A 16,155-nucleotide genomic window follows, 5' to 3' on the forward strand; every position below is an offset into this window, starting at 1 on the left:
GAGGGAAAGCTAGGCGGTCAGCCGGGAGTCGACGAGGTTCGGGACACCTCCGAAGGAGGCCAACGTCCGGGCGGTCTCCACGAACTCACGTGCCAGCCCGTCGTTGACATCCGTCCGCCATGCAATGGACAGCGGAGAAGGCGGGACATCCCTGACCGGTATGAATGATAGCCCCGGACGGTCATAGAAACGCTGGGTGGATGCCTGCGTGAATGCAATGCCCCGCTCACCCATGATGGCTTCGAAACACTCGTCAACAGTAGCTACCTGCGTGCCCATACGGACCGGCTGTCCTCCGCGGGCCTGGGTTGCGAGCCAAAAATCCCTCCACTTATCCGGAGCCTTGCGGGCGACGAAGGACTCATCAACCACCTGTTCCACGGAAACCTCAGACAGCCCGGCAAAGCGGGAACTGCTGGCAACTACGAGGACGCGCGGCTCAACGAACAGTGTCTCCATGGCGAGCCAGTCAGCCGCGGGCAGGGGCGGCCGCACAAAGGCCACGTCGGCACTTCCGTCGGCCAACCCCGCAGTGGGGTCGGCAAAATCGAACGACCTCATCTGGACGTGGATTTCCGGGTGGTTGTTCTTGAAAGCGGAGAGGATCCGCGGCGTGAGCTCGGCAGCCGCGTTGGCCTGAAAGCCGACTATGAGGGTGCCCCGCACCCCGCTGGCCACCTCACGCGTCAGCGAAACGGCACGCTCGGCGGCGGCCAAAAGACGCTTGGCTTCACCCATCAGAACATCCCCGGCACTGGTCAGGGAGACGCTGCGGCTGGTCCGGAGCAGCAGGGGAGTGCCCAGGGCATGTTCAAGCTTCCGTATTTGCACGCTGAGGGATGGCTGCGCGATATGGAGCCGCGCAGCGGCTCGCCCGAAATGCAGTTCTTCCGCAACGGCGACGAAGTACTGCAGTACGCGCAGGTCTAGCTGTGGCTGCTGCATTCGTTCAACTGTAGGCTCCGCCACAATCGGGGTCCAATAGTTTCGGCCTATTGACGGATAGGGCACAGGTATTGGACCGGTCGGGGTTGCGGGGGCTGCAATGGAAACAGCGAAGGGTTGCCAACGGAGATAGCCACCAAGCACTCCAGGAACCACGCTTCCGAGGCTCGGGCAGAGAAGCCCGACCCTCCGCGAGTCCAACGAGAGGAACAATGACATGACGGTCGCAACACGTGCCCCTTCCGTAGAATCCTGGGTTCAGAGCTTCACTGAGGCCAACAACCAGGACCCGGAAATCCAGGCCCACGGAAAGTACTTCACCTGCTCCTACCTCCTGGACATGGAGACACACACCTTTGTTGTCCGGGTGGTATCGGGCACCATCGCCCAGATTTCCGTGGACCCGGGACCCATTGAGGTGCCCTACCAGTTCGCCATCCGGGCCAGCGCCCACACCTGGGGTGAATTCGGCAAGCCCGTCCCGGCTCCCATGTACCACGGCATCTGGGCCGCCACTTTCCAGCGGGACATGAAGCTGGAAGGCGAGGTCCTGGTCCTGATGCAGAACCTGCGCTGCCTCACCCGCCAGATCGAACTGCTGCGCTCCACCGGCGCACCCGTCTAGACCATAGGAGTTACTGACATGAGTAAAATTTCCCCCGTCACCGGCCACTACGTCACCGTCGACGTGGACGGCCTTGAATACAAGGTTTTCTACCTCGAAAACGGCCAAGGCCAGCCCCTGGTCTGCCAGCACACCGCCGGAGCCCACAACCATCAGTGGCGCGGCCTGCTGGAGGACCCGGAGATCACCGCCAACTACCGCGTCATCGCCTACGACCTTCCCCGCCACGGCAAATCGGACCCCCCTGAAAACACGGAGTGGTGGACCGAGGAGTACCAGCTCAGCGCGGACCACTACGCCAACTTCATCATCGCTCTCGTCGATGCACTGGAACTGGTTGACCCCATCTTCATGGGATCCTCCTTCGGCGGCAACATCGCGCTGCAGCTCGCCCACCGATCCCCGGAGAGGTTCGCGGCCGTAATCCCCGTAGAGGGGGCAGACTACTCACCGGGGTTCTACCTCGACTGGTGGCAGCACCCGCACGCCAACGCCGCTCAGGTGTGCGGCAGCGGCACCTGGGACCTCATGGCCCCCCAATCGCCCGAGGCGGACCGCTGGAAAACGTGGTTCTACTACACCCAGGGCTCCGAGGCGTTCAAGGGTGACCTGTACTTCTACTCGGTGGACCACGACCTGCGCGGCAAACTGGGCGAAATCCAGACCGACAAATGCGCAGTGGTCATGATGACCGGCGAATACGACTACCTCACCACCCCTGAAGACGGAGCCCGCACCGCCAGCCAGATCCCGGGCGCGGAGTTCATCGAAATGAAGGCTATCGGGCACTTCCCGATGAGCGAGAACTACCCGGTTTTCAAGGGGTACCTCGTTCAGGCCCTGGACCTGATCCGTACTAAGACCAGCGTCCTGGCCTAACCGGTTCCCGCCTTAGGCGTCGGTGCCGACCAGACGGGTCGGCACCGACGCCACCTCAACCGGGACAAGAGCACCAGAAGCCTTGAACGTCCTCATACCCTGATTCTGGCGGCCCGCCCGCACCAAACTGCTGAAGGTTGGGCGGCACACCGCCACGACTTCCTTGAAACCCTTGGAGATAAAACGATGTCAATAAACGCCCAGCGTGAAGGCGCCCTGCTGGCCTCGGTTCCCACCGGGCTGCTCATCGATGGTGAGTGGCGCGACGCCGCCTCGGGCAAGACGTTCGACGTCGAGGATCCCGCTACCGGGAAGGTGCTGCTGAGCATTGCCGACGCCGGCCGCGAGGACGGTGCGGCCGCCCTGGACGCCGCCGCCGCTGCCCAGGAATCCTGGGCGAAGGTGCCGCCCCGGGAACGCGGCGAAATCCTGCGCCGTGCCTTCGACATGGTGACCGAACGGGCAGAAGACTTCGCACTCCTGATGACTTTGGAAATGGGCAAGCCGCTGGCCGAGGCCCGCGGTGAAGTGACCTACGGCGCCGAGTTCCTGCGCTGGTTCTCCGAAGAAGCAGTCCGCGCCTTTGGCCGCTATTCCGTCTCACCCGATGGCAAGTCCCGGCTCCTGGTGGCCAAGAAGCCGGTGGGTCCCTGCCTGCTGATCACACCGTGGAACTTCCCGCTGGCCATGGCCACCCGCAAGATCGCCCCGGCCGTCGCCGCGGGCTGCACCATGGTGTTGAAGTCCGCGAACCTGACGCCCCTGACGTCCCAGCTGTTCGCGGCCGTCATGCAGGAAGCCGGCCTCCCGGCCGGTGTCCTTAACGTCATCCCCACGTCCACGGCCGGTGCCACCACCGGGCCCCTGATCAAGGACTCCCGGCTGCGCAAGCTCTCCTTCACCGGCTCCACCGAAGTGGGACGCCGGCTGCTGGCCGATGCGTCCGAAAATGTGCTGCGCACCTCCATGGAGCTCGGCGGCAACGCCCCGTTCCTGGTGTTCGAGGACGCCGACCTGGACGCCGCCGTCACCGGTGCCATGGCAGCCAAACTGCGGAACATGGGCGAGGCCTGCACGGCGGCCAACCGCTTCATCGTCCACGAGTCCGTGGCCGGCGAATTCGCCGGGAAGTTCGCCGCGAAGATGAAGGAAATGACCACCGCCCGCGGAACCGAACCCGAATCCAAGGTAGGGCCGCTGATCGACGCCAAGAGCCGTGACAAGGTCCACGAGTTGGTGTCCGATGCCCTGTCCTCCGGCGCCAAGGCAGTCCTGGGCGGTGCACCGGTGGAGGGGCCGGGCTACTTCTACCAGCCCACCATCCTGACCGGCGTCGCCGAGGGGAGCCGGATCCTTTCCGAGGAAATCTTTGGCCCTGTTGCCCCGATCATCACCTTCAGCAGCGAAGACGAGGCCGTGCGACTGGCGAACAACACCGAATACGGCCTGGTGGCCTACGTCTTCACCAAGGACATCAACCGCGGCATCCGGATGGGTGAAAAACTTGAAACGGGCATGCTCGGCCTGAACGCCGGCGTCATCTCCAACGCGGCCGCACCCTTCGGCGGCGTCAAGCAGTCGGGCCTGGGACGTGAAGGCGGCCTCGAAGGCATCGAGGAATACCTCTACACCCAGTACATCGGCATCGCCGACCCCTACGCCGGCTAGCAGCGGCGGCGAAGTTACACCCCCAAATAAAAGAGGCCTCCGGATCTGGCATCGTCGACTCAACGGAGCGCCTTGGGTGCCACTAGACACCGTCAGCAACCCGGGGAAGGGGTGCCCGGATCGATGGACATCTCCGACATTCATCCCGGTGGATTCTTGCACTGCACGGCGCATTCTTTGTGCGTCCCCAAAGCGATATTGGGGATTCATTCAGCCACTGATGAGGGAATGGCGTAACGGGCACAACCCTGACATCTTCGTTTTCGCGAACCTGGCATGCTGTCGACCCGGACCCTGGAGTTCCTGACGATCGGGCCGGTGTCTCCCGCTTAGCCATATCGACCGGTCAGTGCGGAGACTGGGGGGCCCAGCCTGCGTGCTCGAGAGCCTCTGCGGCTGCGCGTTCCGGGGTCAGGGCGCTGTCCCAGCGCGCCGCATCCAAGCGGGTGCCCGTGATTTCCGCAGAGGCGTCCGAGGCCAGCCAGAGGAGCGGCTCGACCATTACTTCGGGCCGCAGCAATTGGCGGCGCACAGCCTCGGATACCCCTTCGGGGATCATGCCTGTGTCGGTGGCGCCGCCAGGCAGCAGGCCGTTGACTGTCACGCCCGAGCCAGCCAGGTCCTGGGCCCAGATTACGGTTTCGGATTCGAGCGCGGCCTTGGATGGGCCGTAGGGCGAAAAGCCGGCGCGGCGCATGGTCTGATGGTTCATGGTGATGTTGATGATGCGTCCCCAGCGCTGATGCAACATGTGCGGCACGGCCGCCTTCGCCATCAGGAAAGGACCGTTGACGTTGGTGTCGATAATAGTCCGCCAAGTGTCACTGTCGACTTCCCAGAACCGCGTAGGTTCGGTCAGGAAGGTCGCGCTCACGTATTTCATGCCGCGTCCGGCGTTGTTAACCAGGATGTGAAGGCCACCGAAGGTAGCGAGTGCTTCGTCGACCAAGCGCTGGCAATCGGCTTCTTGGGTTACGTCCGCTTGCACCGCAAGCACGCGGCGAACGCCGAGCATCATGTTGATCTCGTCGGCGACCCTGCCGATCTCGTGCCCCTCGCGCGCGGCCGAGGTGACGACGCTGGCGCCGGCGCGGGCAAGGCCGAGCGTCATTGCATGCCCGAGCCCGCGTCCGCCGCCAGTAACGATGGCCACCTTGCCCTCTAAAAATGCCGTGTTCATTTCTGCCTCCCTGGATGTACTTTCGCGCTTGGGGTGCGGGCTACATCGTACATCCCGAGCGTGATGCCCCTCGGCGCCGCGTGTCGCCAAGATGAAGCACCTGGCGGGCAGCTGGTCATCGTGGCGAATGTCGACTCCCGCGTCGAGCCTGAGCACCATTTCGGGGACGGAGACGGATCCGCTCGCCACGGCGAGCGGATCCAGCACCCTGCAAATGGTCTATGAGCGGGATGATCCCATCGCCTAGGCAGCGATGCTCCTGCAGACTTTGTAGGAGCAGTAAGGGCTCGTGAGGACGACGTCGCCGTCGGGATCCGAAAGGGCTGTCCTAGAATGGCCCGAAGGCTTGATCCCGCATTATTGACCGGAAGGTTCATCACCGTGAGTCATGAGAATGTAACGCCGGCGGCCACCACCGCGGCCCGCACCCTGTTCCGTGCCGCACTTGGCGGCGTGCTCGTCGCCCACGGGTCGCAGAAACTCTTCGGATGGTTCGGCGGCGGCGGTATCGAGGAGACGAGCAAGGGCATGGATGCCATGGGCTTCCGCCCTGCGAAGACCAGTGCCATGTTGGCCGGTCTCGGGGAAGCGGGCGCCGGATTGGCGCTTGCTCTGGGTTTCGCCACGCCGGCGGCGGGAGCGGCCGCCGCCACGACCATGGGGGTAGCTGCCAGCGTGCACGCGCCGAACGGCTTCTTCGCTATGGACGGAGGCCTGGAATATCCGGCAGTGCTCGGGCTGGCGGCCACGTCCTTCGCGATCGGGGGACCAGGGAGGGTTTCCCTGGATGCCCTCACCGGTCATGTTCTGGACAGGCCGTGGATGCGCGCAGTCGCCGTTACTGCCATACCGGTGGCTATCGGTATCCAGATCTACCGTCGCCGCCAGGCCCTTGCTGCAGACACAACGCCTGCATCGACCGCCGCCGCGACCGACGACGAGTCGCCTTTACCGGCTTGAATCGACGTCGGGCTGCCCGGACCGCGTCACAATAACCACTATGGCGTGGGCGTTGCCTCCAATATGGCCACTTCCGTTCGAGGAAAATGGAGCTGAACGAAAAGGAAGTGTTGACAGTGTCCAAACTCTTCGTCTCGGACTGCTTCGTATAGCTTTCGAACCTTCCCGGATCCCGCATGTTTTCGCGCCCAGGCTCATCGTCGACTGGACCGCTGGCCTGGGCGTCGCAGCAGCCCTGCCCTACTTGGGCATCATCCTGATCTTCGCTTTCCTGGGTGCGGTGGGGATGGGTGACGATGTGAAGATCACGGCCGCCGACGGATCGTCGGTCCTCGTCTCCCAGGACGGATTCGATGGCGACGTCGTCATCTACGCACAGCACGATGGGCACCACTGCAAGCGGGTCCGTGACGCGCCGGAGATCGCCGGATGGACGCGGGTCAAAGACCACGACTGCCGCCTGGAGACCGGCGGGAGAGCATCACTGGTCTGCGGAGACGTAGTCCTTCAGATTGACCCGCAGAAGCGAGCCACATGATGACACTGTCACCAGCGGGCAGACGTTGGACGGCGACGATCGCCTGGGTCCTGCTTGTACTCGCTTCGATGACCTTGGTTGCTTACGGGGTTGTGCACGCCGGAATCTGGCTCTGGATGCCGACGCCGGCCGAGCAGGAAGCGTCGTGGATTGGCAGCCTCTACCTCTTCGCTGGTTGGATTCTGGGCATTGGGGCTTCTTTCTGGTCGCACCTTCGTGGGCACCCAGTGTGGGTGACGATTTGCGTGGCGCTGCCAGGGTTTCTTGTGGGTTGGGCAGACCTCGTCAGCCCCTACAGTTTCCTGCGGTTCCTGGCCGCCGTCGTGGCGTTCCCGCTGGCCCTCAGCGGTGTCGCCGAGGTCTTGTGGGCCCGCGGCCGCCGACAGCGGGGATAGAGAGGAAGAGCCATGACACACCTCGTCGAGCACCTGGAACAATATCTGGGCCCCATCTCCGTAGCCTGGACCAATGACGCCGACGGAGACCGGGCACACGCGCAGATCGTCAGGTTCGACGACGGTCCCCTGGACGTCGTCGTTGCCTACTCGACCCTGGGGCTGAGCAGGTACGCACTGGATGTGCCCGGAATGGCTCCGATCAGGATTGAACTCCTGATGATGGTCCGCCGCGGCCACTTTGAACGGTATGTTCCCTCGGTCATGCAGCAGATCGCGGAGGAGATGATCCATGAGGGACGCGCTCCGTTTCGAGGGGAGGTCATCGGACCAAGAGGGCTGCTTGATCCTGATACCAAGCTCGAGGCCTTCCTCCTCTACAGCCCCTACTACCAACCCGATGAGTTTGCCGTCTGCGAGGACGCGAACGGCCCGATCATCATTGCCATGCTCCTACCGTTGTTTCTTGAAGAGGCCAACTTTGCCGGGACCCATGGCTGGGAAGCGTTGGAGAGCCTCCTGGCGGAGCACGATCCGAACGTTGACGACTGGCTGCGGCCTCCGCTGCCGGTGCACGGTTCCTGAACTCCGGACGGCACGGCATGTTCCCCGTATTGGCAGCAAAGAGCAGTTGCTCACTTTGGTAAAGGGGATCGACTTCTGAGCCAGCACGTGCTCGCGCCCACAAGGTCTTGGATCCAACGAGTAGGAGGACTCTGATGCAGCCATCGCGGGAACGAGCCAGCTGGGCCGCCGCAGTGATTGCTGGAATGCTGATCCTCACGGGCTGCGCACCCGGGCAGACAGCTGGCACCCCGTCGTCCAGCGACACCAGCCGCTCAACTGCACCTTCCAGCGTTACCCCTTCGCCATCGGTTGAGGCCACTGCCACGCCGCAGAAGGTCTTCACCGACCAGGAGCTCATGTCAATCAGCAGCAAAGTGCTGGAGCCGCACGGCGGAAGTGTGGGAGACACAGCCATGGCCCGGAAATCTTATGCCCTAATGACCCAGCCGCCAGCGTCTGCTTCACCTTCGTCCATATTGGGCCCTACCGAACCGGCTGAGTGCAACGTCTTCCATAGGTCCTGGCAACACGAGGTGCAGTTGGATCTCTCAATGGGCTTTGCGCAGGCCGACATTTCCAACCTTGGCGAGCACGGAGTCGGAATGATCCTCTTCGATGTGCGAAGCGCTCCCAAACAGAGGCTCGCCAAAGCCGACTTTGATTACAGCCAGGAGCTCATGGTTCGCTGCGCCACGTTCGATCAAACGGTGTCCGGAGCCACCGGGCCCCAAACGATGACGATCCAGCTTCTTCCGGGTCCAGACATCGGGGAGAAGGCATACGTAACCAAGCAATCTTTTAGCGGGAACGCTGCCGGGGTCGGACTCCGCGTCTTGGCCGGGACGGTGTCTTTGGACATGGGTGCGAACACAGGCATGGCGATAAGTGAGGAAGAAGCGCTTGACCTGATGTCGCAGGTCGCGCAGCAGTTTGTCGATGAAGTCAAGAATCACGCTCAGTAAAGCAAGCTTTCGCGCTGGAGTCTTGGTGCAGGTCAGACGGGGCTTGGTCCACTTTGCAGCCATCGTGGCAGGGGTATGTCCAGCCGGGTCAGAAGACGGGTGACGGTGTCTTCGACGAAGGTGTCAACCGGTTCACTAAACTCTTCCTCCGCCATCATTGCCCGGACTTCTTCCGGGGAGATGTTTCTGCCCAGAACAGTAGCAGCCCACTGAGAGAAGCCCTCAGACTCCGCAGCCAGGTGTACGGGCTCGTGGTCGGTAGGGTCGCCAAAGTAATCGCGGGGCTGGAAGCCCAAATAAAAACAAACGCCCCGCCGCGGACCCGGAGGGCTGATACTCGATGGTGGCGATGTCGCTGTTGTGAACGGAGACCCACAGGTCCCAATCAGTTTGACCGTTGCTGTCCATCCACAGTCCTGACTTGAAAACGGACGATTCAAAGTTGCCCACCGATTCCCCTGTTCCTGACTCCGCCTTCTGGTCGTTATGCCGGGTTGTTGGCGCCCTCTGCTGCCTACCCTACCGCCAAGCGGGGATGACTTTATTGAGCTGCTTCTCTTTGACCTTGTCCAGCTTTTCTACCCCGCAGTCAATGCGCTGGGTGTGCAGCCAGACGCCCAGGGTGCGCTCTTCCTGGTCCTGGGCCTTGTTGTGCCGCAGCAAATCGTTGCAGACGGGCCAGGTACACTGCCACTCCGTTTAGGCGCTGCTTCCAGCGAACTGCGTCGGCTTCGCGCTTGGCTGTGTGGTCCCGCCAGCCAGGAATCATATCCAGAGCCTCAGCGTAGGCGGTGGAGAGGGTGCCCTCGGCGGCGTCCCTGCGTCGGCGGGTAAGCCACCAGCCAGCGTTGATTCCTGGCGGGACCGTCCGCTGACCGGCAGTCGGCCTCGTAGAACTCCAGGACCTCATGTTGGTTCCGCTGTCCGGGCCGGTGACTTGCTTAGGAACGGGCGTGGCCGCGGCCCGGTGGTGCGCCGCCGTGCAGCACGTCGTCCTGCACGGCGGCCCTGGCGAGAAACCTGATGACCGACTGACCGCGGCCTCGGCGGTGAGCGGGTCAATCTTGCGCAGGCCCCGGAAGACCGCGGTCACAATCAGGACAACGCCGATCAAGATCAACAGTGCGCCGATCAAAGCGAGGAATGTGTAAAGGCTTTCGTCGTTGCGGTACTCCTCTTTCGCGGCCCGGTTACCCACGAGATAAAGGAGCCACCAGCGGACGGGTTGGGCGATGAATGGTGTTGTTATCGCCGCCCTCGATGTTTGCTCCTCCTCGATACCAGAACCGCTATAGTCTCCGGTGGCTGTACCGGGGGCTTCCCTTCTCCCGCCCAAGGCTGCTTCACTGGGCGCATCGACCTGAACAAGCATCTGATCAAGAACATCACCGGCCCGTTCCTGGCGTGGGTCGCCGGCCACCCGATGGCCGACGCGGGTATCGCCGACGGCGACGAGCTCGTGGTGGACCGATCCATCACTCCCGTGGACGGAAGCGTTGTTGTGGCAATCATCGGCACGGGAGGCTGAAACGAGTGCCCGCCTTCCGGCTCAATGAGACTTCCGTTGTCATGTCGACCAGCAACGGATGTTGAAGCCGGCAGGATCTGTTAGCTGTGGGTGTGGAGGTAGTGAAGAATCGCGCCCGCCGTTTCCTCAGGTGCGCTCATGTGGGGGCAGTGCCCGGTGGCCTGGAGCTGCACCAGGGTGCTGTGTTCCAGGTTCTTGTGCAGATAATCGCCCACTTCGGGAGGGGCAAGCCTGTCGTGGGAGCACTGCAGAATTAGGCAGCTGGTGTGCAGCTTTCTCAGTTCCGGGCGGGTGTCGGAGAAGAAAGTCACTTCGGCGAAGTGCCGTGCGATGGCCGGATCTGTCCCACAGAAGCTGGCAGTAAGGTCCTCCGCTAATTCCGGCTCTTGCGGGTTTCCCATGATTACGGGAGCCAGGGCCGCGGCCCAGGCAAAATAGTCGCTGTCCAGAGATGCGAGCAGCCCCTCGATGTCTTCCCGTGTAAACCCGCCTACGTAGCCGTCGTATGGGTCGTCGGTATGACGGGGTGAAGGAGCAAGCAGGATCAGGTGAGAAAACCTGGTTGGTTCCTGCGCTGCGGCGACCACAGCGATCATTGTGCTGACGCTGTGTCCCACCAAGATGACCTCCTCAAGTTTGAGGGCGGCGCAAATCTCCAGCAGGTCCGTCGCGTACCCATTCAGGGACCCGTACTTATCCCAGTCGTAGGCGCTGATGTCGGAGTGTCCTGCACCAACATGATCAAAAAGCACCAGCCGATAGTCTTGAACAAAGTAAGGGACCAGTTTTCGCCACACCGCCTGGTCGCAGCCAAAACCGTGGGCAAACATCAGCACAGGCCCGGAATCCGGACCCAATACGGTGATGTTGTTCCGGTCGATTACCGCAGTATCTGCTTTGATCACATTCTCACTGACCCTCACGTAGGGTGGCGTCCTCTCCCAGACTATGCACGGGAAAGACAGAATCCTAGGGATCCGGCCACTGTGCCCTTTAGGGGGCGTCGATTCAGCTCGTTGCGAGACGACGCGGCTTACCTGATTCCTCGCCAGCAGCTTAGCGCCTCGGCGATCCTTCGCCCCCGCCCGACCACGCGGAATTACTCCGCGGCGGTGACGCCGAGGTTCGCGGCGTGGCCGCTGATGGTGCGGGCGAGGTCGATGTCGCGGATGGTGATTCCGCCGACGTCGTGGCTTGAGAGCGTGACGCGGACCTCGGGGTAGGTGAGTGTGAGGTCGGGGTGGTGGTTGGCTTCCTCGGCGGAGGTGCCGATGCGGTTCACGAGTTCCAGTCCGGTTGAGAACTTCCGGGTCCTGAAGGTGGCGGTGATGGCCTCGCCGGTCAGGCGCCAGCCGGTGAGGCCAGCTTCGGCAAGCTCGGCGGCGGACAGCTTCCGCTGGGCATCAGTCATGGTGCCATCATGGCTTCGGAGGGTTGCCGTGGGCTACCCCTAAAAGGCATCACGCTCTGGTCGCTGAGTTGATTCGTCGTTCTGGTAAGGGGCGCAGTTGCTGGGTGGAGGGGCTGGAGTGCAACTTGGGGGACCGGCGCCGGGGCATGAGTTCGCCCGAAAAACGACCCACCGAGTTCGACAAATCGGCTCCAAAGAAGGAGCGGTGTGCCTCGTACCGCCCACCGAGGGCGGCCATCTGCAGATACTCGGCGCGCACGGCGGAGTGCTGTTCCTTGACGGTGCGTCACGGCATATCCTCTAGACGGGGTGGGCTCAACGCCGATTGACATTTTCAGTGTCACGCGGTTTGGCATTTGCATGTGTCGCGCTCATCGCCGCGGAGGGTCCTTTGTGTTAGTGGCCATGAAAAACTGCCCGTAGGCGGCCACGAAAGTGCCCACTGACGGCCAGTAGAACTGCCCATCGGTGGCCATGAGATCTGCCCACTTCCTTACTTGTCCTGCCGCGTCTTAAGCGGCGGGGGCCTCTCCCCGGGATTTGATGACGGTGTCTAGTCGCATCGAATGTCGCCCAGGAAGAGGCCCTGTATGAAGTCTGACGGAGAAATCATGGAAATTCTTGCTGCCTACGATCTGACCGGATCGTTGCGTGCAACCGCGGAGCTGACGGGCTGTTCCCATCACACTGTTGCCAGGCATGTTGCGGCGCGGGACGCGGGCCGGCCGATCGCTGAACCGGCGCCCCGCCATCGTGTCACGGACACGTTCTTGCCCAAGATCGAGGAATGGGTCGAGACGTCCAAGGGCCGGATCCGCGCGGATAAAGCCCACGAGAAGCTGCTCGCTCTGGGTTATGTGGGGTCGGAGCGGTCTACCCGCCGGGCGATCGCGCAGGTGAAAGCGGCCTGGCGGTTGGGCCATGTGCGCGTGCACCGGCCTTGGATCGCGGAGCCGGGGATGTGGCTGCAGTACGACTTCGGTGACGGGCCGCGGATCGGCGGGGTGAAGACCATCCTGTTCGTTGCCTGGCTCGCGTTCTCGAGGTTCCGGATCGTGATCCCGCTGCGGGACCGGACCGCGCCGAGCGTTTTCGCAGCGCTTGACCGCTGTTTCCGGATCCTGGGTGGGGCGCCGACCTATGTCCTGACGGATAACGAGAAGACGGTGACCACCGCGCACGTGGCCGGGGTGCCGGTGCGGAACCAGCAAACCCTGGACTTCGCCCGGCATTACGGGGTGACCGTGCTGACCTGCCAGCCGGCCGATCCGGCCACGAAGGGTGGGGTCGAGGCGTCGGTGAAGCTGGCCAAGGCCGATCTGGTGCCGACCGATACGAATCTGCGGGCCGAGTACTCCACGTTCGCGGAGTTGGAGAAGGCGTGTGAGGTCTTCATGGACGAGGTGAATAACCGGGAGCACCGTGCCACGCGGCGTAAACCCGCTGCGGTGCTGGCAGAGGAGGCGCCCGGGTTGCATCGGGTCCCGGAGACTGCTCACACGGTCGCGTTTGGGCTCGCCCGCACGGTCCCGGAGAACACCCCGATGGTGACGTTCGAGAACGCGCAGTATTCCGTCCCGGCGCACTTGCTCGGGGCCAGGGTGTTCGTCCGCGTCCACGGCAGCGGCCCGGGCGAGCAGGTCATCATCGTCCATCACGGCCCCGGTGGTCCGGTTGAGGTCGCCCGGCACGAACGGGCAAGGCCCGGCAGCCCTGCCATCAACGATGAGCACTTCCCCGGGATCAGAACCCGGGTCCCGGGCGATTACACACCCAGAGCCCGCACCGCCGACGAAGCCGAATTCCTGGCCATCGGCGCCGGCGCGGCGACGTGGTTGGTCGAAGCCGCCGCGGCCGGGACGGGGAGGATGAACCTGAAAATGGCCGAGGCCGTGACCCTGGCCAAAATCGCCGGGACCAAGCAAGTGGACCGGGCCCTGGGCGACGCGGCACTCCATGGCCGCTTCGCCCACGGCGACCTGGCCTCGATCCTGAACGCGAACGTCAGACGCACCACCACCCACGCCGCGGACGAGACCCGCTCCCTGACCCAAGGCACCGGCGCGTGGGCAGGCCTGGGCGCAGCGCCCTTCAGCACCGCCAAGGAGCAGAACCGATGAGCCCCGTAAGCACCACCGCCCCGGCCCTCCCGTCCGAGCTCGAAGCGCTGATGCGGCAACTGAAGATGCCCCACGCCCGTGCCCTCGCACCGGAACTGATCGCGACCGCCCGCGCCCAACGCTGGGAGCCGGCCGAGATCATCAAGGCACTCTTCGCCGAAGAAGCCGCCGGCCGGGCCCGGTCCATGCTCGCCACCCGGCGCAAAGCAGCAGGCTTCCCGACCGGGAAAACCTTCGACGCCTGGGACCCCGCCGTCTCGTCCATCCCTAGCCCAACCCAGCAAGCCCTGCGCACCCTGGAATGGATCACCCGCAGGGAAAACCTCGTCGTCTGCGGACCCTCCGGCACCGGGAAAACGTTCTTCCTCGAAGCCCTCGGCCAGCAAGCCGTCGAAGCCGGCATGCGCGTGGCCTGGTTCAGACTCGAAGACCTCGGCGCCCTCATCCGCGCCCACCGCACCGACGACAGCGTCACCCGCGCCGTGACCAGAATCCTCCGCGCGGAACTCGTGGTGATCGATGACATCGGCCTGCTCCCGGTGGCCACAGACGCCGCTGAAGGACTTTACCGGGTAGTCGACGCCGCCTACGAAAAGCGCTCCGTCGCGATCAGCTCGAACCTTCACCCGGCAGGCTTCGACGAGCTCATGCCCAAAACCCTCGCCACGGCCACCGTTGACCGGCTCCTACACCACGCTCACGTCTGCCAAACCAACGGTGATTCCATCCGCCTCACCCAGGCCCTCGCCGGAAAAGGAGTCACCCAACTGAACTAACAAGACCCGACGATGGCCAACCCCGCCGAACCAAGCAGTGGGCAGATCTATTGGCCATCACCGGGCAGTTTTACTGGCCACCAGCGGGCACATCAACTGGCCGTCCGTGGGCAGAAACTAATGGCCATTGACACCTTTGCAGCTCGCCGACGTTGATCCGACCGCAACCCCATTCGTTTTCCAGCAGGTAGAGGGCCATCCTGTTTCGGCGCTCCGCCTCGCACTCAGCAGCGGGAATTTTTATGCACAGAACAGGTCGCTGTGAAGTCGGACTCGTCAAGGTCCCACCTTTCGTTGATACGCAGGGTTCGTTAAGACGTCGGGATGGCAGTGGCGCATTGTGCCGCGGGGAGGTCACGCATGGTCTACGTCTCGACCCTGTAGGTACAAAGGCGCGGTGGATTGCGGGCAGAATTTCTGCCGCTCGGCGTGGTTGTGAGTGTTTGCGGTAAGCGCAGTGATACCTGGTCCATCCAGGAATAGCGTTCTTCGCAGGCTGGGGGCGGATGCCGGGGCACGGAAGACAGTAGTCGTGCGGCACTCTTTGGCGCTCCACTGCTATCAGTCTACGGCATGGGGTGAGGGAGGGGGTGCGACGTCACGACGGCTAAGGGCAAGCGGCAGTTCAACAGGCGGTCACGTGGCGCTCGCGAACCAACAGGGCGCCATTTACCGCTGACCAAGGGCCCACCGAATCACCGAGAATCCACTTGATTGAATTGGGAACATATGTCAGCGCGATTTGGGACTCAAAGCGGCATTAGCGTGGGACATGAGGACCTCCTGGTCGCTGCAGCGGTTGTCTAAGCACCTCCACTGTGCAACCGGAGGTCCTCACCTTTGGCTCAACGACTCCAGCGAGTCATAACATTCACCAAACCAGCGTCCCTGGGCAGTACACCTAGAGACTGCTTGGCTGATGTATTCAGCGGTCGAAGTGAGTACGTATGGTTAGGTTGTTGGCTGCTGTTGCTACGTAATCCGCGGGAATCTCGCGCAGTTTGCGGTTTCGGTTGTTTGATTCATCGCGAAGGATCTGCAGGACTGTGTCTTGGCCGCAGCGTTGGCGTTCTATGAGAATTCCTGCTGCGGGATCGATGATGGTGCGGGACTCCAGCACCGCTTTGAGGTTCTGGTGGCTACTCACCAGTTGCGCCGTTCGAACAGCGAGGCGTAGGGACTTGGACGCTTGCACGGCGTAACTTTGTGCACCGGCAATATCATCATCGGTGAAGGCTTTTTGTCTGCGGCGGACAGGCTCATTGCAGCCCCTGCGCCCCCGCCGAGGGGGAATGGGACGGACAGAACTGACCCGATGCCGTCCGACCAGGCAACGGCGCAATTCTCAGGCCACCTCGGCTCTTGATCCAGGTTAAGCACGTAGACGAGGACCTCGTCACGGAGAGCAGTGGGACAGGGCCATCCCTGAAGCTGTATTGCAGCTCGTCCACGGCTCTTACCTGGGGAGCGCTGGGCGCTACGGTGGTCGTGCACAGCTGTTTCAGCCCTCGCTGCTGGACTTGATTTGAGGTATAGCGCTGGATGCTGTCGCCGTCAATGGGCCTTTGGCGGGGACCCTTCGGCCGATGATTTGCATCGGC

At 63.0% G+C, this 16,155-nt stretch carries 17 protein-coding genes; 11 read left to right on the top strand and 6 right to left on the bottom strand.

Annotated elements, in window-relative coordinates; genetic code table 11:
* Positions 1-9 precede the first annotated feature (9 nt).
* Entirely contained in the window at positions 10-945 is a 936-nt protein-coding gene (locus LFT44_RS09065; RefSeq protein ID WP_236802387.1) for a LysR family transcriptional regulator, read from the bottom strand.
* A gap of 217 nt (positions 946-1,162) precedes the next feature.
* Here LFT44_RS09065 and LFT44_RS09070 point away from each other — a divergent pair, with 217 nt between their 5' ends.
* From LFT44_RS09070 to LFT44_RS09080, 3 genes are all read left to right on the top strand, one after another.
* Positions 1,163-1,570, top strand: a complete 408-nt coding sequence (locus LFT44_RS09070) for a hypothetical protein (RefSeq protein WP_236802388.1) — start codon at positions 1,163-1,165, stop codon at positions 1,568-1,570.
* A gap of 18 nt (positions 1,571-1,588) precedes the next feature.
* On the top strand, positions 1,589-2,449 hold the full coding sequence (locus LFT44_RS09075; protein WP_236802390.1) for an alpha/beta fold hydrolase: 861 nt from the start codon (positions 1,589-1,591) through the stop codon (positions 2,447-2,449).
* Positions 2,450-2,635: 186 nt separating this feature from the next.
* Positions 2,636-4,117: an NAD-dependent succinate-semialdehyde dehydrogenase gene (locus tag LFT44_RS09080; RefSeq protein WP_236802391.1), complete on the top strand. Its 1,482-nt coding sequence runs from the start codon at positions 2,636-2,638 to the stop codon at positions 4,115-4,117.
* A 346-nt stretch (positions 4,118-4,463) separates the two neighbouring features.
* Here LFT44_RS09080 and LFT44_RS09085 read toward each other — a convergent pair whose 3' ends face one another.
* The gene (locus LFT44_RS09085; protein ID WP_236802393.1) at positions 4,464-5,297 is read right to left on the bottom strand and encodes an SDR family NAD(P)-dependent oxidoreductase; all 834 of its coding nucleotides are present in this window, start codon (positions 5,295-5,297) and stop codon (positions 4,464-4,466) included.
* Positions 5,298-5,678: 381 nt separating this feature from the next.
* Between LFT44_RS09085 and LFT44_RS09090 the strand changes: the two genes are divergently transcribed.
* From LFT44_RS09090 to LFT44_RS09105, 5 genes are all read left to right on the top strand, one after another.
* Positions 5,679-6,257 (top strand): DoxX family protein, encoded by a 579-nt coding sequence (locus LFT44_RS09090; RefSeq protein WP_236802394.1) that lies wholly within the window; start codon positions 5,679-5,681, stop codon positions 6,255-6,257.
* Between the two features lie 244 nt (positions 6,258-6,501).
* Positions 6,502-6,795: a hypothetical protein gene (locus tag LFT44_RS09095; protein WP_236802396.1), complete on the top strand. Its 294-nt coding sequence runs from the start codon at positions 6,502-6,504 to the stop codon at positions 6,793-6,795.
* Positions 6,796-7,061: 266 nt separating this feature from the next.
* Positions 7,062-7,190 carry a hypothetical protein gene (locus LFT44_RS21975; RefSeq protein ID WP_272910884.1) on the top strand — a complete coding sequence of 43 codons (129 nt, stop codon included), beginning with the start codon at positions 7,062-7,064 and terminating at the stop codon, positions 7,188-7,190.
* 12 nt (positions 7,191-7,202) lie between these two features.
* Positions 7,203-7,775: a suppressor of fused domain protein gene (locus tag LFT44_RS09100; protein WP_236802397.1), complete on the top strand. Its 573-nt coding sequence runs from the start codon at positions 7,203-7,205 to the stop codon at positions 7,773-7,775.
* Positions 7,776-8,308: 533 nt separating this feature from the next.
* Positions 8,309-8,719 (top strand): hypothetical protein, encoded by a 411-nt coding sequence (locus tag LFT44_RS09105; protein WP_236802399.1) that lies wholly within the window; start codon positions 8,309-8,311, stop codon positions 8,717-8,719.
* A 519-nt stretch (positions 8,720-9,238) separates the two neighbouring features.
* Here the strand turns inward: LFT44_RS09105 and LFT44_RS09110 are convergent.
* Positions 9,239-9,382 carry a hypothetical protein gene (locus tag LFT44_RS09110; protein WP_236802400.1) on the bottom strand — a complete coding sequence of 48 codons (144 nt, stop codon included), beginning with the start codon at positions 9,380-9,382 and terminating at the stop codon, positions 9,239-9,241.
* A 601-nt stretch (positions 9,383-9,983) separates the two neighbouring features.
* Here LFT44_RS09110 and LFT44_RS09115 point away from each other — a divergent pair.
* Entirely contained in the window at positions 9,984-10,247 is a 264-nt protein-coding gene (locus LFT44_RS09115) for a LexA family protein (protein ID WP_236802402.1), read from the top strand.
* 80 nt (positions 10,248-10,327) lie between these two features.
* On the opposite strand, the gene LFT44_RS09120 is transcribed toward LFT44_RS09115, so the two are convergent.
* Both LFT44_RS09120 and LFT44_RS09125 read right to left on the bottom strand, forming a co-directional pair.
* Positions 10,328-11,152, bottom strand: a complete 825-nt coding sequence (locus LFT44_RS09120; RefSeq protein WP_236802404.1) for an alpha/beta fold hydrolase — start codon at positions 11,150-11,152, stop codon at positions 10,328-10,330.
* A gap of 194 nt (positions 11,153-11,346) precedes the next feature.
* Positions 11,347-11,658 carry a 4a-hydroxytetrahydrobiopterin dehydratase gene (locus LFT44_RS09125; RefSeq protein ID WP_236802406.1) on the bottom strand — a complete coding sequence of 104 codons (312 nt, stop codon included), beginning with the start codon at positions 11,656-11,658 and terminating at the stop codon, positions 11,347-11,349.
* Between the two features lie 590 nt (positions 11,659-12,248).
* Here LFT44_RS09125 and istA point away from each other — a divergent pair.
* Positions 12,249-13,778: an IS21 family transposase gene (istA, locus tag LFT44_RS09130; RefSeq protein ID WP_236798909.1), complete on the top strand. Its 1,530-nt coding sequence runs from the start codon at positions 12,249-12,251 to the stop codon at positions 13,776-13,778.
* Complete coding sequence (gene istB / locus LFT44_RS09135; RefSeq protein WP_109864394.1) at positions 13,775-14,554, top strand: IS21-like element helper ATPase IstB; 780 nt, start codon at positions 13,775-13,777, stop codon at positions 14,552-14,554. The genes istA and istB overlap by 4 nt, the downstream gene beginning before the upstream one ends.
* Positions 14,555-15,479: 925 nt before the next feature.
* Here istB and LFT44_RS09140 read toward each other — a convergent pair.
* Positions 15,480-15,749 (bottom strand): ANTAR domain-containing protein, encoded by a 270-nt coding sequence (locus LFT44_RS09140; protein WP_236802407.1) that lies wholly within the window; start codon positions 15,747-15,749, stop codon positions 15,480-15,482.
* Positions 15,750-16,155 lie beyond the last annotated feature (406 nt).

Source organism: Arthrobacter sp. FW306-05-C, from assembly GCF_021801725.1.
Classification (GTDB): Bacteria; Actinomycetota; Actinomycetes; order Actinomycetales; family Micrococcaceae; genus Arthrobacter.